This window comes from Photorhabdus laumondii subsp. laumondii (genome assembly GCF_003343245.1).
Lineage (GTDB): Bacteria > Pseudomonadota > Gammaproteobacteria > Enterobacterales > Enterobacteriaceae > Photorhabdus > Photorhabdus laumondii.
In genome coordinates this window covers 4,012,703-4,036,396 of record NZ_CP024901.1, presented here as the reverse complement: position 1 = coordinate 4,036,396, position 23,694 = coordinate 4,012,703, and the positions used below count along the sequence as shown (strand labels likewise).

The window sequence follows — 23,694 nt, the reverse complement described above, 5'->3', positions numbered from 1 at the left end:
GGTATAAATCAACAATCGATTGATATTTAATCCTAAATGCTTAGTAGGATTAAATATATGGTTTCAATTTACTCTGATGAATATCAAATAGTTATCAAAGCACTCCGTGAGGCTCGTATAGCAAAGGGGGTCACGCAAGAGAATTTAGCTCAAGCGCTAGATCGCCCTCAATCGTTTATTGCGAAAGTTGAGAATGGTGAAAGAAGATTGGATGTTGTGGAATTTGTTCATATAGCACATTTGTTATCATTAGAACCAAGTGTTCTCATAAAAAGAATCCCAAGAAAATATTCCTCGATATGCTGATAACTTTCTATCTACGCTAGTTTCATCAGATAGCGTAGCTAAAGAGGGATTCACATAGTTAACTATATTAACTATGTGGTAGAACAATTAGGGTTTAATATCCCTAAAGTTGTTTTTTATACTCCGTGTTATGCAGTATCTATACACATTTTACTCGGCTAACACTTAATTGGAGCTATCTGCGCTCTTTTTGCGCAGATAGATGTAACTAAACCGGTTCCGCTCTAGGCTGGAGGGGGCTGGTTTATGAGATCATGAGGTCGGCCTTTTCAGCTATAGCGATTTCCCCAATTTTCGGAGCTTCGGCTCCTTTAATTTGACCAACGATTTTTACGCATTGCGTATTGCTAACTTATATGCTGAATTCCGAAAATGACTTCACGTTTTTCCTGTCTATACGCTCATTCTTCTCGTTCGGTTAGGTAAATTTGTCAGGCGCTTCTTAATAACTTCTTAGTCTCAAGATAGAGGTTTATAAGGCTAAGATAGCTTTACATTAGAGGTAGGTTCAAGTTCAGCTAAGATCATAGCTGAATGCATTCCAATCATTTTCATTTGGTTTCTGTACTGTGCATTATGATAGGGGTGTTAACCCCATTTTAATGAGTGCAGAATATACCGCCTAACTGTTCGGAATTGGTTACCGTGCTACAGATTTAAAGGAAAAATGGGTAAATTGAATAAATTACAGTCATATTTACGACGCTAGTTGTGTAAAAAATTTTCAATAGATGAAACGCAATTGTCGCTTTATTTATCGAGCGGATAAGTGAAATTTATCGCGCGCGGCATCACAATATGTCTTTAAACCGCTTGTGGACTACTTTCGCAATGCACGAAAGGTGTTGGGTGTCACAGCAAAAGAAATTAACGCTGCCACAGGAAAACAGATGGCCAGTCACTGGTTCAGTGATAGCCAGTGGCAATTACCCAATGAAGTGGATTACCAAAAACTGCGGATATTGTTCGCTCGAATAGCCAGAGAAAAACACCAGAACGGAGAATTAAACAGGCCATATCATGAGTTAGTAGAATCTCATCTTACTTTGTCACGCCAATATGAGGAATTGAGTCTGGAATATGGGCTGCTGCGCCGTCCGTTCTCGGTGACGGTAGATGTGCCTTATACTGATGTCTGGTCTTTTCCACCTGTTCAGTATTACCCAGGTAAACATCCTTGCGAAAAGCCGGCAGACTTGATGGCGCATATTATCCGATCCAGTAGTCGGGAAGGGGATTTGGTGGCGGACTTCTTTATGGGATCGGGCTCAACACTAAAAGCGGCACTGAAGCTGAATCGTAGGGTCTTGGGTGTAGAACTGGAAGAAGAGTACTTTAACCAAACTAAGCGGGAAATTGGGGTGATGATATGAATAACTACCTCGCTGCGGTGAGGGGTTATTTGAGTTTCTCTCATTAGTTATTATGGCGAAATAGTGAATTGCTGGATAGTATTTGACGGATTTCATTGTCAGAAAGTGGTTGTGATCTCGGTGAACAGAGATTAACTTTTTGACTTGAAGTAATGCTCTTAGCGAGATCTATATAAGCTCTAAATTCAACTTGGCTGTGTCCACCTTCATTCATTTCCATCGGCTGAATAATCACATGATGGTTTGACAAAAAAAAGTTATACCAAGTATTTTTTCTCACTTTCTTTATTAATTTTTTAAGCAAAAACATTGCAGGTATCATTTGCCCTAGTAATAAACGAGATGTGGTAAAGGGAGTGTCGGGGGTACCAGAGACTTCTTTACCAGTGCTGACGTTGCGAACAACAATTTTATTAATATATAGTCGTATGTAAATTAAGCTCATAAAAATGTGTATGTCAGGTAATTCAAATTTGTTGCAAGTATACGTTCTTCTCTTAATGCAGTGAAGTCTGATGCTTATTGAGTCTTTTAAATCAATACAGGGCAAATCAGCCCAAGTAATTAAATTAACTAAATGATCACTCCATCAGTGGGATGGAATTATGCGTATGGACAAATACACCAGCCCCACTGCATACACTTGGGGCACATTTACAGCAATGCTTGGTGCTCTGTCGCTGAACGACTGGGCCATCATTATTGGCATTATCTGCACTGTTGGCACCTTTGGGGTCAACTGGTACTACAAGCATCGGGAGCTTAGCCGCAATGACAAAGACCAGTAAGTTAAGTGCTGCGGTTATCGGTCTGGTTCTTTCTGGTGCAGGTGCCACGGCGATATTGTCTCAGTTCTTGGACGAGAAAGAGGGTAACCGGCTATCAGCGTATCAAGATGCGGGGGGAGTCTGGACAATCTGCCGAGGTGTTACTCGGATTGATGGAACTCCCGCTCGTCAGGGGATGAGGTTAATGCCGAATCAGTGCCGTGACCTCAATGCACAAGAAGCAAAGCAGGCTATTGCATGGGTAAAACGCAATGTGCGGGTGCCATTAACTGAACCTCAGATAGCAGGTATTGCCAGCTTTTGCCCATATAACATTGGCCCATCGAAATGCTTCTCTTCCACATTCTATAGAAAGCTGAATGCCGGAGATAAGAAAGGCGCTTGTGCTGAGATAAAACGTTGGGTATTTGATAATGGTCGAGACTGTCGACAGACCAAAGGGCAGGCAAACGGCTGTTATGGTCAAGTTGAGCGACGTGCCCAGGAATCGGAATTAACTTGCTGGGGGCTGGATGAATAGACATTCGTTGGCCAGGATATTGTTTCTGTTTGGCTTCTTTCTTGCTTTGATAGGTAGAGATGGATGGAGCTGGTTTCTGGGGTGTTGTTGCTATGAAATTTAGCTTTCATTACTACACTATACTAGCGTTGATCCTTATTTCATTGACAGCGTATTACTATCACTTTGAGTTACAGAAAGAGCAGCATATTACAAAACAGCGGCAATCAGAAATCCAACAGCTTACGGATGCGCTTGATTATCAAAACTCACATATCACTATGCTGCGCGAGCTTGATGTGAAACACACTCAGGAACTTGCTAATGCCAAATCTGAAATTGATGCTCTTCGCAGTGATGTTGCCGCTGGTCGTCGCAAGTTGCGCATCGCGGCAACCTGTAGTCAAAGTGAAGCAGGTTCCCCCTCCGGCATGGTTAATGCAGCCAGCTCCAGATTGGAAGACCCCGCTATCAGGGATTATTTCACTCTCACCGAAAGGGTAACAATGATGCAGGCACAATTAGAGGGCTTGCAAGACTATGTTAGAACCCAGTGCCGATAATCATCTGAATAACTGATGTTTTTTTCTTGAATATATTGGCATTATTTATCAATATAAATTTATTATTCGGTTTTGAGTTAAATTGATGTATACTGTTTTTTTATACAGTTATGGTGAAGGGAGGTGGAAAATGTTTTTAAGCAAACTTGCTCGCTTTGCATTAACTGCAACTTCTGTGGCTCCTGTATGCATCACATTGGCTTATTTGGCTTTCATTCAAAAAAACTACATTATGCTTGGTGTGTATATAACTATAGGAGTGATTAGTGTCTTTCTCTGTATTATTATATTGAAATATTCTATTCATCATTCAGGTCGAACAAAAAAGAATATAAAAACAGCTACTCCAGCTAATAAAGAAGTAACTAATTACTTTTTAACATATTTATTTCCATTGCTTAGTGCGTCCGGGACATTTTTTGACTGGAAAATTGCTGCATTCTTTTACATTAGTTTGCTTGCTTATGTTTCTTTCTCTGAAGGTTATAGCTTTAATCCGTTATTATCATTCTTCGGTTATAAATTTTATGAAGCAGAGGGCGAGACAGGTATTAGTTTTGTATTGATTACCAAAAGGGATTTATTTTTAGTGAATAACGACAGGTTAGATGTTATAAAGCTAACAGCTCACACATACATTGTTGTTTAATTCAAAAAGGAAATTACTTATGGAATTATTTGCTATAACCGACACTAGTAAAATTGTGAGAATTGTCACAGACTCAGAGACGCAAAAATCTGTAAACGCCTTGTTTAAAAAACAAAAAGAATATTTTGAAAATAATTATACGACATCTGTAGAATTTAGTGGTGGTTATATTACCAGTCCTGTGGAGTATTTTTGTATTGATAATTTTGATGATGTTATAGGTGTTCTTGATGCAATTCAGACGCCTACCTCCATTCAAGAGTGGAGTCCGCAGGAGATATCTATTTTTAATATAAAGGCTCTGTTTTCTGGTGAAATTACTTCATCTGAAACAGAAGATAATATAAAAGCTTATCTTCAATGTTTTGATAAAAGACAAATAATAGATAATAAAAAAACATTGTTTCATAGTATACTTCAAGACAAAAATACCTTTAAGCTATCTGATTCTGATGGTTTGATTATCGATAATAAGCTAACCGCAATACTTGAGGGTAATAAATTAAAATTTAAAAGTTTTCATATGTTGAGGCGAATATTCGATGTTGATGGGTATTTTAAAGAGGCCACTGATGATGATTTAAGAGAGTTTTCTAATCATGATCATTTCCATATTTCAAATAATTTTGACCTTACAAGTCTTGCTGATACGGTAATAAGAAAGAAAGTATCATTAATAAATAAATCAAGAGTCTTAGAGAATTATACTGTGGATGCTTTATTAGCAGCAGCTAATGAAAATGGAGTGGTTTTTGATTTAGATATACACGAAGATAATGGCAAAAGGAAAATTGCAATGCCACAAGAGAAAAAACACATTAAGAGGCTATTGTGTTTTCTGGATGAAGATTATTTTACCTCGCAGATTACTCAAACATTATACAGGACAAACTCTAAGAAAAAGGTTAATCAATCTTAATGAATGGTTATTCCTCCGGTACATAATAGCCAGTAAATAACTCTAAAAACTCAACACCCCAATCCATCACATCTGTGGTGGTTTTTTATAGTGGAATATTTGCAACTAACTCTTGTGGCAGAAAAACAGATTAAACCATTTACTACTGTGTAACTTGCAAGCTTAGACATAAGTGCACTGAAGTTGTCAGCTTGCTGAGGTAGTTTTTTTAGTGAATCATCTATCTTTTCGATGGTTGATTTAAAACTCATTACAGACTCCTTGAGAGTGTTTTTGTTCATGGAAAGATAAAACTACCTATTTTTAACATGAAATAAGTTGAGACAAGTCACTTAATGAAATTAAAGCTAAGAATGATAATTTCATCTTTTAAACAGTTACGTTAATACCGATAATTCATGCTACTGCCTGTTCCTATCGCATACTAGGTTATGTCCCTCAATTAAATTATGGCCTTAAGAAATAAGCGGATACAACCTAATTTCACCATAGCGATATAATTTCTTGCTGTCTTTTCATAACGGGTGGCGATGCGACGATGCTCTTTGAGTCGACCAAAACATCTTTCTACAACATTTCTTCTTCGATACGTTTCATGGTCGAATTTAACCCGTCCATCTGACCGCGCTTTTTCATTTGATTTATAGGGAATTATCACTTTTATTCCCTGACTTTTTAACCGGTTACGTAATGCGTGGCTGGCATAACCTTTATCAGCAATCACCGCTTTTGAACGACGTTTCATAAAACCGTTTTTACGCTGAATACCCAGACCATCCAGCAGGCGCACTGCATATTGACTTTCATGACATTGACCTGCACTGAGTACCACATTCAGTGGATAGCCTTTTCCATCGACCGCCAGATGGATTTTGGAGCCATAACCACCCTGAGAGCGACCCAGGCCATGATTTTCGGTGACATCGGGATGTTTTTTTTGGCGCCCGCCGCACAATGTGCCGCACGAATGTTACTGCCATCCAGAGATATAGCTGACCAATCAACTAAACCTTGTTCATCCAGTATTGACAATAACTTATTGAAAATGAGGTTAATGAGCCCCGATTTTGCCCACCGATTAAAGCGATTATAGACGGTTTTCCAGGAACCATAACGTTCGGGTAAATCCCGCCAGGGGGCACCGGAACAGAGTATCCAAAACATGCCGTTGATAACCCGGCGGTGTTCAACATAAGGATGTCCCGCCCGTTGAGAATGTTCAGGGGGCAATAAGGGGAGCAGTAACTCCCATGCTTCATCAGGAAGGTCGTAACGAGCCATAACATGTTTTTTCCGAAAGTCAGAGCCACATAGATTATTCTATCTCAGCCTATTGCGGGACACACCCTAGTGATAATGCTGATGTATAATCCTTCCATGCAAGGAGGAAGTGATGTTAAAAATATTCAATTGCGTAAAATTTATCGGATTGCTGATTGTTTTTATTTTACCTTGTATCGGGTACTCGGAAACCCAATACGTAGATCCTATGACAACATGTCTAAATGATTATGTCCTTCCTAAATTATCAGCAGACATACTGCCTGAAAAGTTAGTGGATGATGCTTTTATTACGTGCAAATCTCAGGTTGATGAGTGGCTTAAGCCTTTTGAGGCTATTGATAAACGTGAAGAAAACTATAAATCTATGCATGATTTTTATGTTCGAATGGTAAATATCAGACGGAAAGCCGAATTAAGCAATAACTGAATGATGATTATTTGTTATTGAATAAATATTGTATGTTGACCACCTTCCACGGTGGTTTTTATATTTTAAGGGAAAGAAATGGCAAAAAATACTGACTGGGAGGGAATAGAGCGTGATTACCGTTCCGGCTTTCTCTCAATCAGGGAGATTGCCAAAAAGTACGGTATTAGTGATGCCGCAATCCGCAAGAGGGCAAAGACTGAGGAATGGGTTCGCACTATTGTTGACAGTACGCAGTGCGAACCTGATGCGAACCAAGCGGAAAGTCAGGTAGCAAGTAACACCAGTAATATCTTGGAGTCTGAAAAGTTCGCAGAGAGTTCGCAAGGAACCGCAGGGATTCTAAAGCCGCAATACGAACAGTTTGCTCAAAACATAGCGGCGGGTATGCCGATGAAAGAGGCGGCAATTTGTGCGGGTTACTCTCCAGCCCGTGCTGATTCTCAATCATCCATATTGATACGCAGACCGGAAATAAAAGCCCGCATTCGAGAACTGAGAAACGAAGCGGCGTTGCTTGTTTCATTCAATGCTGGACACCTGGCTGAATTGTCGTTTCGTGCTGGGAAGGAAGCGTTAGCAGATAAGAAGTTCGGACAGGTTGCGCCGAACATTAAGAACGCTGCGCAACTTACCGGTATCGACATGAGCAGCAATAAAACTGAGGTCAATGTTGATCTCGCTGGCCTGAGTTATGGCAAAGTCTGTATTGTCACTCCCGCCAATTGTCCTGCTGATGTCTGGGCTTCTCACATGGAGAAATTGCGCGAGGGAAAACAGGTAGCCCAGTCATCATAGATGGTGTTCTGTACGCCTTTAGTAGTGACTGGGCGACAGAGGTTTTATATGACCGAGCATTGGGTTCTGTTCGCTGGCGTTGGACATATGGCGGGCGTGGTGGCGGTAAATCGGTAGAGATTGCTCGTGCGCTGGTATTGTTGGGTGCTATAGAACCAATGACGATTCTTTGTGCCCGTGAATTCCAGAACTCAATCAATGATTCTGTTCTTGCCCTGCTTGAGGCACAAATCATTGATCTTGGACTGTCCCACTTCTATAAGGTCAAAAACAACGAGATTGAAGGTCAGAACGGCACTCGTTTCACGTTTAAAGGTCTTCGCAACAATATTCAAAGCATCAAGTCGATGCATGGCATTAAGATCTGCTGGGTTGAAGAGGCTCAGACCGTTTCGCAAGATAGTTGGGATATTCTTGGGCCAACTGTACGTGCTAATAAATCCGAAGTCTGGGTTTCTTTCAACCCTCGCGAGGAAGAGGACCCGACATACAAACTGATGACCCGGCATCAGGAAGATCCCTCTGACGGCGGCGTTATTATTCGAAAAGTTAACTATTGTGATAACGCCTTTTTCCCTGACGTACTCCGGCAGGAAATGGAATATTGCAAACGCATCGATTATGAAGCGTATGAGCATATTTGGCTTGGATTACCAAAAGCACTCAGTGAAGCGGTTATTTTCTCTGGAAAATACCGGGTTGAAGCATTTTCTGATGAGCTATGGCTAGAAGCCGACCGGCTTTTCTATGGAGCTGACTTTGGTTTCGCTAATGACCCATCCACACTGGTTCGCTGCTTCATTATTGGTACCAAACTATATATCGAATATGAAGCCTATGGGGTAGGCGTTGAATTAGATGAAATGCCCCAGTTCTATGATTCGGTGCCGCTTTCTCGTAAATGGCCCATTCATGGGGACAGTAGCCGACCGGAAACTATCAGTTACTTATCACGCCAGGGGTTCGTTATCGATGGTGCCACAAAATGGCCCGGAAGTGTCGAGGACGGGATCACTTATCTTAAAGGCTTTGAAGAAATCATTATTCATGAACGCTGTAAGCACATGATTGATGAGGCAAGACTCTATTCATACAAGACTGACCGACTGACCGGTGAAATCCTGCCGGTGGTGCTCGACAAACATAACCATTTATGGGATGCGGTACGTTATTCGCTGGATGGTTATATCACAGGCAAAAACAACCCACTTCGTATATCTAAAAATCTGTTGGGCGAATTTAATGTTTTTCAAATTCAGACATAAAAAGAAAGCGGAGGTTTTGCCAGTTGAACAGGATATTGATCAAGCATCACCTCAGCCAATGAACATACATCCGGATACTGTCGGATCGATAACAGAGAGAAAAGTAGCTCGGCCTGTTGAACCATACAGGCCCCCTCCCGGTGTTGTTCCTACTGAACAGTTATCCGCATTAATGGCAATGGATTCTACACCTTATGAATATATGACGGGTACAGGTGGTATATCGGGAGATGTGGGTTTCCCCGGTTATCCTTATCTGGCCCAACTGTCACAATTACCCGAATATCGGAAAATGGTCGGCACTATTGCAGGGGAGATGACTCGTAAGTGGATAAAGCTAACGTCAGTGGGGGATAATGACAAATCAGATAAAATCAAAGCGCTTAATGAGGCTATTGAAAAATTCCACGTTCGTGAACGGTTAAAAAAAGCCATTGAACATGATGGTTTTTTTGGGCGAGGTCAGATTTACATTGATGTTCGCACGTCAAGAGGCGTGCTTGCTGCAACCGATCCGGTTGAACTTGAGTCTAGATTATTTCTGTCACCCAAAAAAATCACAAAGGGGAGTCTTATTGGCTTTAACGTCATTGAGCCAATATGGACATATCCGGGGATTTATAACGCTAGCAACCCGTTGAGCAATGATTTCTATAAGCCGTCAAGTTGGTATGTGATGGCAAAAACTGTACATGACAGTCGTTTGATTACATTTATCACCCGGCCATTAACCGATATGTTTAAACCTGCGTATAATTTCGGCGGCTTATCACTGACTCAGATTGCAGAGTCTTATGTACAAAACTGGTATAGGACACGTGATAGCGTATCTGATTTGATCCATTCATTCTCTGTGTCTGGATTTAAAACCAATCTTCAATCGACGTTGCAAGGACAGACGAAGAATCCCGATCAGTTAATTTATCGTGCAGAATTGTTTAACAAGATGCGTGATAACCGAGGGGTAATGATGCTGGATAACGAAGAGGAGTTTTTCCAGTTCAATACACCGCTAAGTGGCCTTGATTCACTGCAAGCCCAGTCTCAGGAACATATGAGTTCAGTCAGTAGCATACCGTTAGTGATTTTTACAGGTATCACACCAAGCGGGCTAAATGCGTCATCTGATGGGGAAATCCGTGTTTTCTATGACTTCATTGCTACCTTGCAAATGTTAGTGAAAGATGGATTGGCACGAATGATTGATATTATTCAATTATCCGAATTTGGCGAAATTGATCCTGATATTAGCTTTACATTCGAACCGCTGTATCAAATGAATGATGAACAAAAAGCCAGCATACGTAAGACCGATGCAGATACTGATTCAGTATTAATTGCTGCAAATGTGATTAGCACAGATGAAGCTCGCGAACGTCTAGCCAACGATGAAAACAGCCCGTATCACTCTCTGGAAATCAATGATGAAATCGACAAAGAAGACGACATCGAAGAAGAGGGCAACACGGAAAACATCATCTGATCCCCTTCAAACACTCCGACAAATTAAACCTAATGCCGGTGTTCGGGTGTGGTACAGCAAGCAGTTATATAAGCTGGTGGATGAGATGAATAACTCGGTGATTTACTGGGTATCCGCCAACTATAAGAACAGCGGTGCAGCAATGGCAATGGATGTTAGCCCGGAGATGTTGATGCGTTCAGCAATGCGAAAATTAACCCGGCGTTGGTTAAAGCAGTTTGATGCTTTAGCTGACAAGCTGGCGAAAAAATTCGCGGCTTTATCAATGGACAACATGGATGCCTCGTTAAATCATGCGTTAGATGCGGCACATATTTCGATACCGTTCACGATGACGACAGAAATGAATAACGCGCTACAGACGGTCATTGGTGAGAATGTTGGGTTGATTAAAAGTATTCCACGGCAATATTTATCCCAAGTTGAAACGCTAGTGATGCAATCAGTAGCAAGGGGGCGTGATCTTGGAACGTTGACAAAAGCCTTGCAAGAGCGTTACGACATTACTAAGCGCCGAGCAGTCCTGATTGCTCGTGACCAGAACAACAAAGCGACTTTTGTTATGCAATCTGCCCGGCAGCGTTCAATGGGTTTTAAAACGGGTATCTGGCGGCACAGTCATGCAGCAAAAAAATTTCGTCAATCACACTTGAAAGCGGATGGTAAAGAGTTCGATTTATCAAAAGGGCTTTATATTGACGGAAAATGGATCATGCCTGGTGAAGAAATCAATTGCGGGTGTGGTTGGCAGGTCGTCATTCCTAAACTAACCAATTAATTAATCCGAGAAATATTATGAATCACGGTCTGGCGTTAGATCGGGCTTCTGTACGCTCATACGACAGAGATGGGCGTTTGCATGTTACTGAAAGTCCTATCTCTAAGGCGACGGTATCATCGTATTACGGAAGAGAAATCCCGAACTGGCAAGGGTTAAGGCTTGATCCTAATCGTATCTACAAACTGTTGCGTGCCCCTGATGAATTAGAGAAAGGGGTTGCAACTTTCAATAACCTGCCGTTATTGAAAAAACACATTCCCGTCACGGCGGCCAAACCTTCAACAGAATTGATTGTCGGTACAACGGGATCAGATTCCATGTTCGATGGTACATACCTGAAAAACAGCCTGGCAATTTGGGATGCTGAATCCATAGCGGGTATTGAATCGGATGAACAAAAAGAATTGTCAGCGGCGTATCACTACGTCGCTGATATGACCCCCGGCATGTATGACGGCATTCATCATGATGGCGTTATGCGCGATATCGTCGGGAACCATGTCGCTCTTGTTGAAGAAGGGCGAGTCGGTGCAGATGTTGTTGTCTGCGATTCCCTCCCTCTGGAGTTAAAACACATGAAGTTAAATAAAAAAATGGTGGCTGTCGCTGTACGTGCGGCGCTGGGGGCATACTTGCAGCCGAAATTAGCACAAGATGCTGCACCAAAAGAAATTGCCTCATTACTGAAAGCGGGTGGTAGCGCGAAAAGTATAGCGGAAGCGGCGAAAAACAAATTCGGTACCCTTCTGGCTCAGGATATGGAAATCGACTCAGCGGAGCTTGCCTCAATCATTGAAGCTGTTGCTGATGATGCGGAGACACAGGAGCCTGCGGAGTTACCCGCGCAGGACGATGATATCTGTGCACAAGTACTTGAACTGCTTGCGGGTAAATTGCCAGAGGAAGACTTGGCAAAAATCCGGGCGTTAATTTCAGGCACTCCCGCGCAAGACGATGATCCCGATAATAAACCAGAACCAAAGGAAGAGGATAGCGTCAGTAAGCCCGCAATGGATGCTGCTATTCGTGCAGCTACTCGAAAGGCAGAAAAAGACACAGTGAATCGCATTAATGCTATTCGCATTGCTGAGGCTGAGGTTAAACCCCTCATCGGTGATGTAGTAGCAATGGATTCTGCTGACGAAATTTACAAGGTTGCGCTTGATGAGGTGGGTGTTGATACAACCGGCGTTCATCCGTCCGCTTATCGCTCTTTAGTGAAAATGCAGATCGGCATAGCAGAGTCAGCAAAACTTAAAGCCCACCTAGCAATGGATTCTGCTGCTATAGATTCTTTTGAAAAACGTTTTCCCACCGCATCTAAATTAGTGAGGATTTAACTATGGGTTTTCCGAACAAAATTAATCACTATCCAGCCCCCGGCATTGAGGGAGCATTTGCCAGTACTAACCCTAGCGCCACTTTGTTAGCAAGGGACGGCACGCTGATTGCGGGTAACGATGGAGTAACTGTTGGGCGTTTTGCCTGGGTGATTGATGGTGTTGTTTCGAACAAGGGGGCGGGTGCACCGTCTGGTTTTGTGGGGCGTGACGGACAAGCGTCTATCACTCTTTGGTTGGGAGAAGCATCCATGCTGATCCAACCCGGACGTGAAGTCACTTTATTTACTGCGGGTGATTTTACGGTACGAACAAGCACTCCCGCAAAAGTTGGGGATAAGATTTACGCATCCTTAAAAACGGGTGAGGTGCAGGCCGCCGCAGCGGGAAAAACTATCACTGATTTTATCGAAACTAAATTCGTTGCCGGTACTGCTGCTGGTGAGAGTGAATTAGTCAAAATGGGGACCTGGAGCTAATGAAACGACACACAGATTTTCAATATATTGAAGGGGAATACGGCATTGTAGTACCACAGGCCGTCGATTACTTAAATCCCCAATATGCTCGTAACTATACGTTAGCTATGGATGCACAGCCAGCTATGGTGACTGTGAGTAATGCCGGTGTTCCTGCGTATCTGACTAACTATCTCGATCCTGAGCTGGTTCGTGTGTTGGTCACGCCGATGAGAGCGGCTGAAATTATCGGTGAAAATAAAAAAGGTGACTGGACAACGCTGACAACCCAGTTCCCGGTTGAAGAATCAACGGGTGAAGTGAGCTCATACGGTGATCACAGCAATAACGGCATGTCAGATGCTAACGTGAATTGGGTGGAACGCCAGAGCTATCATTTCCAAACATTTACTGTCTGGGGGGAGCGTGAGCTGGATATGTACGGTACGGCCCGTATCAATCGAGCAGCGCAACTTAACACCGCAAGCGCATTAACCCTAAACAAGTTTATGAACAAGTCTTATTTCTATGGTATTGCGGGGCTTAAAAACTATGGACTGTTGAATGATCCGGGGTTAAGCGCACCGGTGGTACCGGCTGCAAACGGAAAATCCAATGGTACAACGTGGGAAACCAAAGACGGGCAGGCAATTTATGACGATATTTCCCAACGCCTATTTAAGCAGCTTACAAAACAAACAGAAGGGTTGGTGGAACGAACAGAGCCATTGAAACTTTGCATGTCGCCAACAGCGGAAGTTAATCTGACAAAAACTAACCAGTACAACGTTAATGTTACCGATCAATTGAAAAAGAATTTTCCGAATCTGACGATTGAAACGGCGGTTGAATACAGTACGGAAGCGGGGGAACTGGTTCAATTGATTGCTGATACGCTTGATGGTGAAAAAACGGCTTATGCCTCATTTACTGAAAAAATGCGGGCACACGCGGTTGTTGTGAGCTCATCCAGTTTTAAACAAAAGAAATCAGCCGGTACGTGGGGTGCGATTATTCGTTATCCACACGCTATTGCACAAATGTTGGGGGTTTAAATGGTGACAGTCATTGTGGGGTGTAAATTGCCTCACGGGTTAACGATTGAAATTGATGGGAATCGCGTGACGCTAAACGGGATAAATTCATCAACAATTATTGGTGGTTATGGGCTGACATATGATGTTGATAAAGCGTTTTTTGACAAATATCTGGAACTCTATGCAGATACGGAATTAGTCAAAAATGGGCTTATTTTTGCCCAAGAAAAACTCAAAGAGGCTCGGACGGAAGCTGAGGAAAAAGCCGGGTTAAAGAACGGGTTAGAGCCTATCGATCCCCAAAAACCGGGTAAAAATATCGAGCAGCGAAAAGAAGAGGATTAAGCTAATGGGCTTTGTTGTCGTTTTTGATGTCGTGAAATTTCGCACTCGTTACCCGGAGTTTTCTTCTATCAGTGATGTCCTGCTGGATACCTATTTTATTGAAGCAACACTCTATCTTAACAATACGGCCCAAAGCCCAGTTAGTGATCTTGAACAACGAATACTGTTGTTGAATATGCTTGTTGCTCATATTGCCGAACTTAATCGTTTATCTGTTAGCGGAACAGCGGCCAATCCGCTCGTGGGGCGGGTTAGCAGCGCAAGTGAGGGATCTGTTTCCGTTTCGGCTGATATGGGCGTTGTGAGTGAACGTGCTGCTTGGTTCTTGCAGACAAAATACGGGGCTATGTACTGGCAGGCAACAGCGCAATATAGAATTATGCGTTACGTCCCCGGCAGCTCTCCCTCTCACTATCCGTCATATTACTATCCACGGACTCAATGGAGGCGCTAATGTCGAACAGTATCAAGGGCGGTGATGCAGCAAAACGCTACTTAAAGCAATTAGCTAAAAGAGTGGGTGAAGGCCAAAAATTGCGGGTTGGTTTTTTCAAAGACGCGACTTATCCCGATGGCACCTCAGTTGCAATGGTGGCAATTAGTAACGAGATTGGCGATCCGAGGCGTAATAGGCGACCCCGTCCGTTTTTTCGTAACACTATCAACGAACATGCTAATGAATGGGGTGATGTGCTTGCACAGGGCCTGAGTGCTAACGATATGAATGGGGATGCAGCGTTACGGATGACCGGGGAAGTTATCAAGGGGCAAATTCAACAATCTATTCGTTCTTTCACTTCACCGGCTAATAAAAAATCCACTATAGCTAAAAAGGGATTTGATGCGCCGCTACGTCACACCAAACACATGCTGAACAGTGTTGATTATGTGATTGATGAGGGGAACGAATGAACCTGCACAATATTGTATCTGGTGCTGTTGGGGTTGTTAATCCTCACTCACCTGGAGAGATACGGGTAAGTGTGGGATATGATATTGCACCCAGTGGTAAGCAAGTCCCGCGCTACATTACAACACCCGTTACCGCACAAATCCAGCCACTGACTTTTACTGATCTACAACATACGAACGGCTTGAATATTCAGGGCATGCTCAAAGCGGCTTATGTGAATGGCAATTTTAATGCCGTCAACCGCCCCAGACAGCAAGGGGGTGATCTGTTGATTATTAATGGTGAAGAGTGGTTGATAGTGCAGATTTTGGAAGAGTGGCCGAATTGGTGCAAATTCGCTGTTACATTGCAGCGTGGGGAACAATAGTGGTGACGATAAGTGTAACGCAAGACGATATAACAACCGCATTACGCGGTTTTTTAATGGCCTTAATACCCAGGCGTAGCGTTATTTTGTCTCAGATAAATCGCTCACCGATGTCAGATGGCGATTTTATTGTTATGACACCATTGAACAGCACGGGTTTATCAACAAGTGTAGTGATCTATAACGCACCAACAGCGGCAGGTATGGGAAAAAGTCTAATCACTCGGACGACACGCTGGACATGTCAAATTGACTGTTACGGTCAGTTCGCTCATGAGGATGCTCACATTATTGCAACGACGGTGCGCACTGAATATGCGATTGAGCTATTCAAGAGATCAGGTATCGATATGGCACCACTTTATGCCAGCGACCCGATTCAGACGACGATGATTAATGGTGAACAGCAATATGAGTCGCGTTGGACATTTGAATTTACTGCTCAAATCAACCCTGTTGTGACAACAGAACAACTATTTTTTGACAGTATTACGCTGAACACTAAAACAGTGGAGTCTATTCATGGCAATTCCAATCAGTAAAGACGTGAGAATTAATCCGGGGGTGCTGTCGGCAGTGGGTAATGCTGTTGATCTCAATGGATTATTACTGACAGATAATATATATGCACCTGTTGGTGTGGTGTTGTCGTTCTCGACTAAAGAGGATGTGGCGGCATATTTCGGTGGTGCATCCGAAGAATATAGCATGGCGGCTATTTATTTTTCAGGGTACAACAATTGTACAAAGACGCCCGGTCAATTGCTGTTTTCCCGATTTAATCGAGCGGCAGTATCGGCCTGGTTACGTTCAGGTTCTTTTAATGAGGTAGCTATTACCGATCTGCAAAAAATGTCCGGTACATTGAAACTCAATATCAATGGTACAGCAATAAACGCCGCAATCAATCTTGATGGGGTTAAATCCTTTGCGGATGCAGCAAAGAGCATTGAAACAGTGATTGGCAAGGCGGTAACGGTTGTGTTCGATACCACCCGTAAAGCTTTTATCATCAATGTTGCCTCTGGCAGCATTAAACCGGAAGATACAAATATCACCTATGGTACTGGTGATGGGGCCGAGGCTCTTAAGTTCACTGGCGCACTAGGGGCAACGGTTTCTCAGGGGGCTACAGTGTCGGCGGTTCCTGATCTATTCGCTGTGATTAAAACGCAGTCTCAGCAATGGGCATGTTTTACGACGGTATTTGAATGTACAGATGAACAGCATCTTGCATTATCCGCGTGGGCTAGTAGTCAGGTATATCGCTATTTCTATGTTGCCTGGACAACAAGCGGCACGGCAAAAGTGAAAGGCAGTCAGGAAACTATCGCCCATAAAATTATTGGCATTCACAGCTACGGGAGTGTCGTTCCTGTTTTCTGCTCTGATAATATGAAACCGGCAGCAGTATTGGGTTATGCGGCGGTGCTGGATTTTGAGCGAACTGAGGGGCGTGTTCCGTTTAAATTCAGAGAATTGAGCGGCCTCAGTCCTGATGTGATCGATTCTGATGTTTATGATGCGCTGATTGCTAATGGGTATAACTTCTATGGCAATTATGCCGCCAATAATATCACCGAAAATTATTGGGCTGATGGCACAATAACCGGTGATTTTAAGTGGCTAGATTCCTTCTGTGGTCAAATCTGGCTGAATGCGAACTTGCAAGGCGCGGTTATTGCCTTGTTCAAATCCAACAAGACTATCCCTTATAACACGGCTGGCCGTGCGCTGGTGGAAGCCTCAATGAGTGATGTTATCCAGCGGTTTAAGTTGTGGGGCGGTATCCGAGCAGGCGTAACATTATCGGCTGCACAAAAACTGGAAATTATTAACGCTGTGGGATCTGATGTTTCAACGTCAATAATCGCGAAGGGTTATTACTTGTATATTGGGGAAATGTCTGCCTCTATGCGTGCAAATCGCACCAGCCCAAGCTGTACACTGTGGTATTGCGACGGTGGCAGTATTCAGAAATTCGAAATGGCATCTACGGAGGTTCAATAATGTCAGACACAATCACTTCTGCTGATGCGGTAATTACCCTGACTGTGACCAATTTATACCCGTCTGGTGTGCAATTACAGGGATTTGCTGCCGACAACATTTTCGAAACTGAGGCGTTGGATTTGGCTGAAACGGTACGTGGGGCGGACGGTAAACTGTCAGCGGGTTTTATCTACGGCAATATCAATCAGACGATTCATATTATGCCTGATTCGGAAAGTCGCACCATTTTTGATACCTGGGCAACGACATCACGTACTAGCGTCTCGGTGTTCAGATGTAATGCGACGGTTATTCTTCCAGCCATCGGGCGTAAATACACATTGGTGAACGGCGTTCTGAAGCAATGGAAAACCATGCCGGACGCAGGAAAGGTTTTACAAGCGGCGCAGGCCGTCATTGAGTGGGAATCAATAACAGGTGAGGCATATAGCTAATGGCACGTAAAGAAACCTTCATCACTATGAATGATGATAATCGCGACAAAGGAAAGCTTTTTTACATTCAGGAAATGCCCGCTTCGCAGGCTGAATGGTGGGCTATTCGTGCATTGATGGCAATGGGGAGAGAGGGGTTGTCTATCCCCGATAATTTTCGGGATTTGGGCATGGCTGCATTAGCGGTGGTTGGATTGAAAGCAATTTCTCGCATTGCTCCTGATGAAGCCAGGCCACTACTTGATGAACTGATGGGTTGTGTGCAGATGGTTCCGAATCAGGTAGATAAAAAAATCAAACGCGAGCTGATCGACAGTGACATTGAAGAAATTGTTACCCGGCTGAAATTACGTGCAGAGGTGCTTAAGTTACACGTGGATTTTTTCAAAACCGCCGACCAATCGTAATCCCGCCGCGCTATTCCAGCATCTCAAAGCCATTCGGTATCATCAGTTATACAAATGTCCCAGGCACAATAGCGACCGTTATCTCATCAGGAAAGGCAACGCTCCATGAGCTGGATACAGTTTATGGCGTGGAGGACCTTTGGCAGTTAATAGAGATTATTCAGGTCGATAATCACAATGCTTACGTTTTACAGCAGGGTAAAAACTGATGGCAAACATTATAGATGAACTTGTTATAACGCTGGGGCTTGATGCGGCTGAATTTAGCGCAGGTGAAACCGCAGTGATTGCCGGGATCGGTGGGTTGGCTCAGGTTATGCAAAAACTGATTGACTCGTTTAATGATGGTGAAAAGAAAACCAGCAAATCATTAGACAAAACCGGTAAGAAAACCGAAAAAGTGGCAAAAGAAATGGAGGCGGCAGGAAAGAAAGCTTCCTCTTTCTTTTCCAGCATAAAGAGTCAGATCTTGGCTTTGGCGGGTGTCACGGTCTCACTCGGTGGACTGAAAAGTTTTGTGACCAGTTTTGCCGGCAATCTCAATCAGTTAAGTACTGCCGCTGATGCGTTCGGCATGTCGGCTAAAGCGCTTGATGGCTGGACAAAAGCAGGTCAAGCATTTGGTGTCAGCGCAAATGAGATTGTGGGGGCATTTTCACGCATTAATGATGCTAAAGCCCGACTAAAATCAGGTGTTGCGCTTGATCCGGCTCTTGAGACGCTGTTAAAAACGGCATCACAAGCGGGTGTCGATATTGATATTGCCTCAGAAAGCACCGAATCTATCATGCGTAAGCTGAGCGGTGTTTTTCCCAGACTTAATAAAGATCAACAGCAAGCTTACGGTGGTGAACTTGGGGTCGGGTACGCCGCGCAACAGTGGTTCTCATCCGGTCACGTACTCAAAGATGTGGATAAATTTACAGCTAATTCGGGTGTGGATGATAAATCTGTTGCCGCCGCGCGTCGTTTTCGTGAACAGTGGACAGAGATAAGCCAGAGTTTTGAGAAAACAGGCTACATTCTGTTTAATGCCCTTTTACCATATATCAATGATTTCAATATCTGGCTAAAAAACCTAGCTGATTGGATGAATAAGCACCCAGAAGAGATTAAAAAAGCGGTCAGTGGTTTTCTCGATAAGATGAGTTTTATTATTTCAGTCGCTAATCAGGCCGCAGATGCGGTAGGCGGTTGGGGTAATGTCATCATTGGTCTGATCGGGTTGAAGTTTGCGGGGTGGTTATGGGGAATTTATCGCGTGGCTTCGTCCATGCTGAAAATGGGGAAAGGCGGCGGGTTACCGGGAAAAGGGATTGCCGGGAAAGCCGGAATATATGGCGCTATCACATATGCGTTATATGATCCTGTGGAGTCAGTTGCGACTTCGATTGTTGGGGAAGAGACAAAAAATACACTTGATTCATATGGATTGTATCTGGCAAGCGACTGGACACCCTTTTTTAGTAAAAAAGAGTATGAAGCCTATCAGGCAAAACTGGATGGTAAAACCTCTAAGCCAGATACGACCGTAGTCAAAGAGGTCAAAAAGGAAGAAAAGCGCAGCGAAAATGACCGTATCATTCGGGCCGAGGATGAACGACAACAGCGGCTAGAATACAGCAATAATTGGTTAAAAGCCGCGTTAGATAAGCTGACCGATTCAATTAATAAACTGATTGATTCGCTCGTTCCTCAAGTCGCAGCCGCTGAAATGTCACCGAACACTACCGGCATGAAATTACTGGGTTGGCTATCACCAAAATTAGCACAACTTGAGCAGCAGTTCGGGTTACCGGAGGGTTTGTTACGTAGTGTTGCCATGACGGAATCGGGAGGCAATCAGTATGCTGTGTCTAAAGCAGGTGCCAAGGGCTTATTCCAGTTTATGCCAGGTACAGCCAAACATTTTGGGTTAATGGATGATGATGTTTTTGATCCGGTAAAATCTTCGGAAGCCGCGGCAAAATATTTATCTCAGCTAATGAGAATGTTTGACGGAGATTTGAGTAAAGCACTGGCGGCTTATAACTGGGGACAGGGAAATGTTATACGGAAAGGATTGGGCGCTGCGCCAAAAGAAACCCGCGATTATATCCCAAAGGTATTGGCGAATATGCCACAACTGGGGGCTCATGTGGCCGCTCAGCGTTATTCGAATACGGTAAATAACAACCGTACCTCCTCTGTTTCTGAGAGTTATCACATCGGAACTATTCAAATCAGCTCTAACGCTAACAACGTAAAAGGCGTGGTTAACGATGCCCGGCAGAAAATAGGTGGATCAACGCTGGCAACAAGCTATTCAACGGGGGTAACTGGATAATGGCATTCTCTCTCAATCAAACAACGGTACTTAGTGCGTTCCGTAGTGGCAACCTGCTATCTGGTGTTAACAGTATGATATCTCCTGGATATGGTATTTATTATGCATCCGGGCAGAGAGTTGGTGATAAGCCGTTTACGCCCACATCATTCATTGTAGTAGAAGTCACACGAGAGGCATCAATCACGACTGCGCCGATAGAGAAAGGCGGCTATACATCATACAACAAAGTGCAGCGGCCCGGTGAAGTCCATGTGACATTCTCGTTTGAGGGATGGACCGGTTTTTCTGGTTCCGTGCCTAACTTAACAAACCTCACCCTGACGTCCCGTTCTGATGTTCTTGAAGCGTTAGATAAGATGGTATCCAGTGCTGAAATTTACGACATTGAAACACCTGATACTACGTACACAAGTTATGATTTGATTAAGTACGATTTTCGAATAAGGCAGGATAACGGTGTTACCTTACTGATTGTGACCGCAGTTTTCCAGGCGGTACAAGACATTGCCGAAGTGAAAATGAGCAGCAATGTTGCTAACAAGTCGAATACAACAAAGAATGAGACAGCAAAAGGCCCAAGTAAAAATACCGAACAATCAACAGGTTCAACAAAACATGCCACACTATCCGATGTCAAAAAGGCTCTGACCGGATTGAAAAAATCCGTTTCCAGTGCTGCAACGCAAGTTGCTGATAAAGTTTCATCTGGTTTCAAGCGTGCAACAGAGACGATTACTGGTCCATTAAATGATTCTGTATTGAGTGCCACCAACCATCTCAATGATGCAGTAGAAGAATTATCGAGGAAATTAACGTGATTGAAATAGCGATCAGGGCGGCTAAGGCTCAGGAGTTCACTGTGACCTTGAATGAGCAGTCATGCATGATACGCCTCAATCAACGTGGCACAGGTTTATATATGGATTTAACCGTCAATGATAAACCTGTGCTACAGGGAGTTGTGTGCCTCAACTGCAATAAAATTGTCCGTTACAGTTATTTACGGTTCCAGGGTGAATTGTTTTTTGCTGATCTGGATGGTTTATCTGATCCCCATTGGGAGGAGCTAGGGCAACGCTACAAATTATATTACCTTTTTCCAGGAGAGGTGACTCAGTGACGTACAAACAACACAATATCACAGTTGAATTTCAGCTAGTTGACGGCAAGACATTTGATGATAGCGGTAACAATATACTGACTATCGAAAACGCACGCGCTTATGTCAACATGGCGGCGTGGGGCGGCATATCAGGGACACAAATAACATTACAAATCTGGGGTTTAACAACCAGCCAAATGGCAACGTTGAGTTATCGCGGGATCTGGATTGGTAGTGCGAAATTCAACTTAATGCGTGTATGGGCGGATGGTCATGCTATATTTGAGGGTTTTATCAGTGATGCCTATGCAGATTTTAATCAGTTACCCGATACTCCCCTGACGATAACGGCCAGTATGATGCTTGGCCTAAGAGCAAAGGAAGTTGAACCGTTCACTGCATCGGGAGATGTGGATATTGTCGATATTATTACTGCAATGGCTAAAAAAGCGGATCTAACGGTTGAAAATTATGGCGCCACAGGTGTTATCTCAAATCCTCATTATACAGGAAACGTTGTTAATCAAATCCAACAGGCGGCAAGTGCGCTAGATATAGACACTGACTTTGGGATTGATAAAGTGACCATTTGGCCTCATGGTCAACCGAAAGTTGAAAAACCGCTACTTACGTCTCCAGAATATGGGCTAATTGGCTATCCCATATTTACTGGCGTGGGAATAACAGCAACTACCCTTTTCAGTAATGAAATTATTTTAGGTCGTAAGGTAAAAATAGAAACCTCTTTGCCGAACGTTAGCGGCACTTATCTGATAACAGGGGCGGAACACTACCTTACCTCCTGGCTTGATGGTGGTCAGTGGCATACATCTTTTAGTGGCACTCCAGTGAAAACAGAGGATAAAAACAATGACAAAGCTGACAACAAAACCAACGGACATAAACAGTGAAGCGAATGCTTTTGATTTTGTCATGAGGCAGTTTCTTAGTCAGCATGTTTTTATCACTTTGGGCCTTGTTATTAAATCGAGCGGGAAAACCGTAGATGTAAAGCCGATGGTACATAATATGACGGGAGCAGGGAGAAAAATCGAGAATGGAATAATCTATAATGTTCCAGTATTTCGTCTTCAGCGTGGTAACAGTGCTGTCATTATGAATCCTGTGGTTGGTGATATTGGTTTAATTGCCATTTGTGATCGTGATATTAGCAGCATCAGAGCAACAAAAGCACCGGCATTACCGGGTTCAAAAAGAACGCACAATTATTCAGACGCAATTTATCTGGGGGGAGTTTTAAACGCAGAACCACAACAATATGTTGAATTCGTAGATAATCAGATAAATATTGTTTCACCGAATAAAATTAACGTAGTCGCTCCGACAACGGAAATGACTTCATCAAATTCAATCACAATGAACTCACCATCTATTATATTAAATGGTGCGGTTATTCAAGGTGGTGGCGGTAACGGTGGAAATGCAATATTCGATGGAACCGTAAGATAGTTAAAGCTGTAAATAAGGATGATAAATATGTAGAAATGAAGAAACTAAGAAATCTTTGTGAAGCCCAGGTAAATTTTTTATTTTTCTCGGTCATTGTTTTAACTGGTAACAGTATTAGTTGAACTGTGAAACTGGAAAAGGTTACGAGTATGTGCGACTTGGAAAAGAGCTTCTTTTGACTGATATAGAGATAGAAGCAATGGTTCTGTACTATAAAGTCAATCACATTGAAGTCAACATTATTTATTTTAGCTGAAGTTTAGAGAATAAAATATAGAGAACGGTAAGTTATAAACCTTAGTCACGCTGGTGGATATAGCCATCCTTGGTTTGGGGTTAATTGT

At 43.1% G+C, this 23,694-nt stretch carries 29 protein-coding genes and 1 pseudogene; 28 read left to right on the top strand and 2 right to left on the bottom strand.

What is annotated here, in order from left to right; genetic code table 11:
* The first annotated feature begins 57 nt into the window (after positions 1 to 57).
* Both PluTT01m_RS17630 and PluTT01m_RS17625 read left to right on the top strand, forming a co-directional pair.
* Positions 58 to 306 carry a helix-turn-helix domain-containing protein gene (locus tag PluTT01m_RS17630; protein ID WP_011147600.1) on the top strand — a complete coding sequence of 83 codons (249 nt, stop codon included), beginning with the start codon at positions 58 to 60 and terminating at the stop codon, positions 304 to 306.
* A 794-nt stretch (positions 307 to 1,100) separates the two neighbouring features.
* A pseudogene (locus PluTT01m_RS17625) lies at positions 1,101 to 1,679 on the top strand (DNA methyltransferase); the annotation flags it as partial.
* A gap of 43 nt (positions 1,680 to 1,722) precedes the next feature.
* Here the strand turns inward: PluTT01m_RS17625 and PluTT01m_RS17620 are convergent.
* Positions 1,723 to 2,124 (bottom strand): YjaA family stress response protein, encoded by a 402-nt coding sequence (locus PluTT01m_RS17620; protein WP_011147598.1) that lies wholly within the window; start codon positions 2,122 to 2,124, stop codon positions 1,723 to 1,725.
* A 160-nt stretch (positions 2,125 to 2,284) separates the two neighbouring features.
* On the opposite strand from PluTT01m_RS17620, the gene PluTT01m_RS17615 reads away from it, so the two are divergent.
* The 5 genes from PluTT01m_RS17615 (at position 2,285) to PluTT01m_RS17595 (ending at position 5,097) form a co-directional block, all read left to right on the top strand.
* The gene (locus tag PluTT01m_RS17615) at positions 2,285 to 2,467 is read left to right on the top strand and encodes a phage holin family protein (protein ID WP_011147597.1); all 183 of its coding nucleotides are present in this window, start codon (positions 2,285 to 2,287) and stop codon (positions 2,465 to 2,467) included.
* Positions 2,451 to 2,987, top strand: coding sequence for a lysozyme (locus tag PluTT01m_RS17610; protein WP_011147596.1), 537 nt, complete (start codon positions 2,451 to 2,453; stop codon positions 2,985 to 2,987). The genes PluTT01m_RS17615 and PluTT01m_RS17610 overlap by 17 nt, the downstream gene beginning before the upstream one ends.
* 92 nt (positions 2,988 to 3,079) lie before the next feature.
* Positions 3,080 to 3,529 carry a lysis protein gene (locus tag PluTT01m_RS17605; RefSeq protein ID WP_011147595.1) on the top strand — a complete coding sequence of 150 codons (450 nt, stop codon included), beginning with the start codon at positions 3,080 to 3,082 and terminating at the stop codon, positions 3,527 to 3,529.
* 130 nt (positions 3,530 to 3,659) lie between these two features.
* Positions 3,660 to 4,178: a KwaA family protein gene (locus tag PluTT01m_RS17600; protein ID WP_011147594.1), complete on the top strand. Its 519-nt coding sequence runs from the start codon at positions 3,660 to 3,662 to the stop codon at positions 4,176 to 4,178.
* Between the two features lie 19 nt (positions 4,179 to 4,197).
* On the top strand, positions 4,198 to 5,097 hold the full coding sequence (locus PluTT01m_RS17595) for a Kiwa anti-phage protein KwaB-like domain-containing protein (RefSeq protein ID WP_011147593.1): 900 nt from the start codon (positions 4,198 to 4,200) through the stop codon (positions 5,095 to 5,097).
* A 442-nt stretch (positions 5,098 to 5,539) separates the two neighbouring features.
* On the opposite strand, the gene PluTT01m_RS17590 is transcribed toward PluTT01m_RS17595, so the two are convergent.
* Positions 5,540 to 6,378, bottom strand: a protein-coding gene (locus tag PluTT01m_RS17590) for an IS5 family transposase (protein WP_232507859.1) whose coding sequence is annotated in 2 segments (ribosomal slippage) — positions 5,540 to 6,039 and positions 6,039 to 6,378 — 840 coding nt in all. Because the reading frame shifts where the segments join, the coding sequence is not laid out codon by codon here.
* 112 nt (positions 6,379 to 6,490) lie between these two features.
* On the opposite strand from PluTT01m_RS17590, the gene PluTT01m_RS17585 reads away from it, so the two are divergent.
* The 21 genes from PluTT01m_RS17585 (at position 6,491) to PluTT01m_RS17480 (ending at position 23,350) form a co-directional block, all read left to right on the top strand.
* A complete protein-coding gene (locus PluTT01m_RS17585) occupies positions 6,491 to 6,808 on the top strand; it encodes a hypothetical protein (RefSeq protein ID WP_011147592.1) in 318 nt (105 codons plus the stop codon).
* A 78-nt stretch (positions 6,809 to 6,886) separates the two neighbouring features.
* Positions 6,887 to 7,606 carry a terminase small subunit gene (locus PluTT01m_RS17580; RefSeq protein WP_011147591.1) on the top strand — a complete coding sequence of 240 codons (720 nt, stop codon included), beginning with the start codon at positions 6,887 to 6,889 and terminating at the stop codon, positions 7,604 to 7,606.
* A gap of 59 nt (positions 7,607 to 7,665) precedes the next feature.
* Positions 7,666 to 8,871 carry a PBSX family phage terminase large subunit gene (locus PluTT01m_RS17575; RefSeq protein WP_071824128.1) on the top strand — a complete coding sequence of 402 codons (1,206 nt, stop codon included), beginning with the start codon at positions 7,666 to 7,668 and terminating at the stop codon, positions 8,869 to 8,871.
* Positions 8,849 to 10,354, top strand: a complete 1,506-nt coding sequence (locus PluTT01m_RS17570) for a DUF1073 domain-containing protein (protein WP_011147589.1) — start codon at positions 8,849 to 8,851, stop codon at positions 10,352 to 10,354. Before PluTT01m_RS17575 ends, PluTT01m_RS17570 begins: the two co-directional genes overlap by 23 nt.
* Before the next feature lie 85 nt (positions 10,355 to 10,439).
* Complete coding sequence (locus tag PluTT01m_RS17565; protein WP_040149365.1) at positions 10,440 to 11,132, top strand: phage head morphogenesis protein; 693 nt, start codon at positions 10,440 to 10,442, stop codon at positions 11,130 to 11,132.
* 17 nt (positions 11,133 to 11,149) lie between these two features.
* The gene (locus tag PluTT01m_RS17560) at positions 11,150 to 12,475 is read left to right on the top strand and encodes a DUF2213 domain-containing protein (protein ID WP_011147587.1); all 1,326 of its coding nucleotides are present in this window, start codon (positions 11,150 to 11,152) and stop codon (positions 12,473 to 12,475) included.
* A 2-nt stretch (positions 12,476 to 12,477) separates the two neighbouring features.
* The gene (locus PluTT01m_RS17555) at positions 12,478 to 12,954 is read left to right on the top strand and encodes a structural cement protein Gp24 (protein ID WP_011147586.1); all 477 of its coding nucleotides are present in this window, start codon (positions 12,478 to 12,480) and stop codon (positions 12,952 to 12,954) included.
* The gene (locus PluTT01m_RS17550; protein WP_011147585.1) at positions 12,954 to 13,988 is read left to right on the top strand and encodes a major capsid family protein; all 1,035 of its coding nucleotides are present in this window, start codon (positions 12,954 to 12,956) and stop codon (positions 13,986 to 13,988) included. The genes PluTT01m_RS17555 and PluTT01m_RS17550 overlap by 1 nt, the downstream gene beginning before the upstream one ends.
* Positions 13,989 to 14,315 carry a hypothetical protein gene (locus PluTT01m_RS17545; protein WP_011147584.1) on the top strand — a complete coding sequence of 109 codons (327 nt, stop codon included), beginning with the start codon at positions 13,989 to 13,991 and terminating at the stop codon, positions 14,313 to 14,315. It abuts the gene before it with no gap.
* Between the two features lie 4 nt (positions 14,316 to 14,319).
* Positions 14,320 to 14,769 (top strand): DUF4054 domain-containing protein, encoded by a 450-nt coding sequence (locus PluTT01m_RS17540; protein ID WP_011147583.1) that lies wholly within the window; start codon positions 14,320 to 14,322, stop codon positions 14,767 to 14,769.
* Positions 14,769 to 15,227, top strand: a complete 459-nt coding sequence (locus PluTT01m_RS17535; protein ID WP_011147582.1) for a hypothetical protein — start codon at positions 14,769 to 14,771, stop codon at positions 15,225 to 15,227. Before PluTT01m_RS17540 ends, PluTT01m_RS17535 begins: the two co-directional genes overlap by 1 nt.
* Positions 15,224 to 15,595, top strand: a complete 372-nt coding sequence (locus tag PluTT01m_RS17530) for a hypothetical protein (protein WP_011147581.1) — start codon at positions 15,224 to 15,226, stop codon at positions 15,593 to 15,595. Before PluTT01m_RS17535 ends, PluTT01m_RS17530 begins: the two co-directional genes overlap by 4 nt.
* Positions 15,595 to 16,137: a phage neck terminator protein gene (locus tag PluTT01m_RS17525; RefSeq protein WP_011147580.1), complete on the top strand. Its 543-nt coding sequence runs from the start codon at positions 15,595 to 15,597 to the stop codon at positions 16,135 to 16,137. Before PluTT01m_RS17530 ends, PluTT01m_RS17525 begins: the two co-directional genes overlap by 1 nt.
* A complete protein-coding gene (locus PluTT01m_RS17520) occupies positions 16,118 to 17,605 on the top strand; it encodes a DUF3383 domain-containing protein (protein WP_011147579.1) in 1,488 nt (495 codons plus the stop codon). Before PluTT01m_RS17525 ends, PluTT01m_RS17520 begins: the two co-directional genes overlap by 20 nt.
* Positions 17,605 to 18,042 (top strand): phage tail fiber protein, encoded by a 438-nt coding sequence (locus PluTT01m_RS17515; RefSeq protein WP_011147578.1) that lies wholly within the window; start codon positions 17,605 to 17,607, stop codon positions 18,040 to 18,042. The genes PluTT01m_RS17520 and PluTT01m_RS17515 overlap by 1 nt, the downstream gene beginning before the upstream one ends.
* Positions 18,042 to 18,449 carry a hypothetical protein gene (locus PluTT01m_RS17510; protein ID WP_011147577.1) on the top strand — a complete coding sequence of 136 codons (408 nt, stop codon included), beginning with the start codon at positions 18,042 to 18,044 and terminating at the stop codon, positions 18,447 to 18,449. Before PluTT01m_RS17515 ends, PluTT01m_RS17510 begins: the two co-directional genes overlap by 1 nt.
* Before the next feature lie 208 nt (positions 18,450 to 18,657).
* Positions 18,658 to 20,775, top strand: coding sequence for a lytic transglycosylase domain-containing protein (locus PluTT01m_RS17500; RefSeq protein ID WP_041380246.1), 2,118 nt, complete (start codon positions 18,658 to 18,660; stop codon positions 20,773 to 20,775).
* Positions 20,775 to 21,596 carry a phage baseplate protein gene (locus tag PluTT01m_RS17495; protein WP_011147575.1) on the top strand — a complete coding sequence of 274 codons (822 nt, stop codon included), beginning with the start codon at positions 20,775 to 20,777 and terminating at the stop codon, positions 21,594 to 21,596. The genes PluTT01m_RS17500 and PluTT01m_RS17495 overlap by 1 nt, the downstream gene beginning before the upstream one ends.
* The gene (locus tag PluTT01m_RS17490; protein ID WP_011147574.1) at positions 21,593 to 21,898 is read left to right on the top strand and encodes a phage baseplate plug family protein; all 306 of its coding nucleotides are present in this window, start codon (positions 21,593 to 21,595) and stop codon (positions 21,896 to 21,898) included. The genes PluTT01m_RS17495 and PluTT01m_RS17490 overlap by 4 nt, the downstream gene beginning before the upstream one ends.
* Positions 21,895 to 22,791, top strand: a complete 897-nt coding sequence (locus PluTT01m_RS17485) for a baseplate hub protein (RefSeq protein ID WP_011147573.1) — start codon at positions 21,895 to 21,897, stop codon at positions 22,789 to 22,791. The genes PluTT01m_RS17490 and PluTT01m_RS17485 overlap by 4 nt, the downstream gene beginning before the upstream one ends.
* Positions 22,751 to 23,350, top strand: coding sequence for a Gp138 family membrane-puncturing spike protein (locus PluTT01m_RS17480; RefSeq protein WP_109791732.1), 600 nt, complete (start codon positions 22,751 to 22,753; stop codon positions 23,348 to 23,350). The genes PluTT01m_RS17485 and PluTT01m_RS17480 overlap by 41 nt, the downstream gene beginning before the upstream one ends.
* The last annotated feature ends 344 nt before the right edge of the window (positions 23,351 to 23,694 follow it).

Excerpts from the sequence above, each read along its gene's own strand:
- PluTT01m_RS17585 (WP_011147592.1), top strand. The coding sequence starts at position 6,491 with ATGTTAAAAATATTCAATTGCGTAAAATTTATCGGATTGCTGATTGTT.
- PluTT01m_RS17545 (WP_011147584.1), top strand. The coding sequence starts at position 13,989 with ATGGTGACAGTCATTGTGGGGTGTAAATTGCCTCACGGGTTAACGATT.
- PluTT01m_RS17520 (WP_011147579.1), top strand. The coding sequence starts at position 16,118 with ATGGCAATTCCAATCAGTAAAGACGTGAGAATTAATCCGGGGGTGCTG.
- PluTT01m_RS17550 (WP_011147585.1), top strand. The coding sequence starts at position 12,954 with ATGAAACGACACACAGATTTTCAATATATTGAAGGGGAATACGGCATT.
- PluTT01m_RS17555 (WP_011147586.1), top strand. The coding sequence starts at position 12,478 with ATGGGTTTTCCGAACAAAATTAATCACTATCCAGCCCCCGGCATTGAG.
- PluTT01m_RS17580 (WP_011147591.1), top strand. The coding sequence starts at position 6,887 with ATGGCAAAAAATACTGACTGGGAGGGAATAGAGCGTGATTACCGTTCC.
- PluTT01m_RS17600 (WP_011147594.1), top strand. The coding sequence starts at position 3,660 with ATGTTTTTAAGCAAACTTGCTCGCTTTGCATTAACTGCAACTTCTGTG.
- PluTT01m_RS17535 (WP_011147582.1), top strand. The coding sequence starts at position 14,769 with ATGTCGAACAGTATCAAGGGCGGTGATGCAGCAAAACGCTACTTAAAG.
- PluTT01m_RS17510 (WP_011147577.1), top strand. The coding sequence starts at position 18,042 with ATGGCACGTAAAGAAACCTTCATCACTATGAATGATGATAATCGCGAC.
- PluTT01m_RS17495 (WP_011147575.1), top strand. The coding sequence starts at position 20,775 with ATGGCATTCTCTCTCAATCAAACAACGGTACTTAGTGCGTTCCGTAGT.
- PluTT01m_RS17540 (WP_011147583.1), top strand. The coding sequence starts at position 14,320 with ATGGGCTTTGTTGTCGTTTTTGATGTCGTGAAATTTCGCACTCGTTAC.
- PluTT01m_RS17615 (WP_011147597.1), top strand. The coding sequence starts at position 2,285 with ATGCGTATGGACAAATACACCAGCCCCACTGCATACACTTGGGGCACA.
- PluTT01m_RS17480 (WP_109791732.1), top strand. The coding sequence starts at position 22,751 with ATGACAAAGCTGACAACAAAACCAACGGACATAAACAGTGAAGCGAAT.
- PluTT01m_RS17595 (WP_011147593.1), top strand. The coding sequence starts at position 4,198 with ATGGAATTATTTGCTATAACCGACACTAGTAAAATTGTGAGAATTGTC.
- PluTT01m_RS17530 (WP_011147581.1), top strand. The coding sequence starts at position 15,224 with ATGAACCTGCACAATATTGTATCTGGTGCTGTTGGGGTTGTTAATCCT.
- PluTT01m_RS17630 (WP_011147600.1), top strand. The coding sequence starts at position 58 with ATGGTTTCAATTTACTCTGATGAATATCAAATAGTTATCAAAGCACTC.
- PluTT01m_RS17500 (WP_041380246.1), top strand. The coding sequence starts at position 18,658 with ATGGCAAACATTATAGATGAACTTGTTATAACGCTGGGGCTTGATGCG.
- PluTT01m_RS17620 (WP_011147598.1), bottom strand. The coding sequence starts at position 2,124 with ATGAGCTTAATTTACATACGACTATATATTAATAAAATTGTTGTTCGC.
- PluTT01m_RS17610 (WP_011147596.1), top strand. The coding sequence starts at position 2,451 with ATGACAAAGACCAGTAAGTTAAGTGCTGCGGTTATCGGTCTGGTTCTT.
- PluTT01m_RS17570 (WP_011147589.1), top strand. The coding sequence starts at position 8,849 with ATGTTTTTCAAATTCAGACATAAAAAGAAAGCGGAGGTTTTGCCAGTT.
- PluTT01m_RS17515 (WP_011147578.1), top strand. The coding sequence starts at position 17,605 with ATGTCAGACACAATCACTTCTGCTGATGCGGTAATTACCCTGACTGTG.
- PluTT01m_RS17560 (WP_011147587.1), top strand. The coding sequence starts at position 11,150 with ATGAATCACGGTCTGGCGTTAGATCGGGCTTCTGTACGCTCATACGAC.
- PluTT01m_RS17605 (WP_011147595.1), top strand. The coding sequence starts at position 3,080 with ATGAAATTTAGCTTTCATTACTACACTATACTAGCGTTGATCCTTATT.
- PluTT01m_RS17565 (WP_040149365.1), top strand. The coding sequence starts at position 10,440 with ATGAATAACTCGGTGATTTACTGGGTATCCGCCAACTATAAGAACAGC.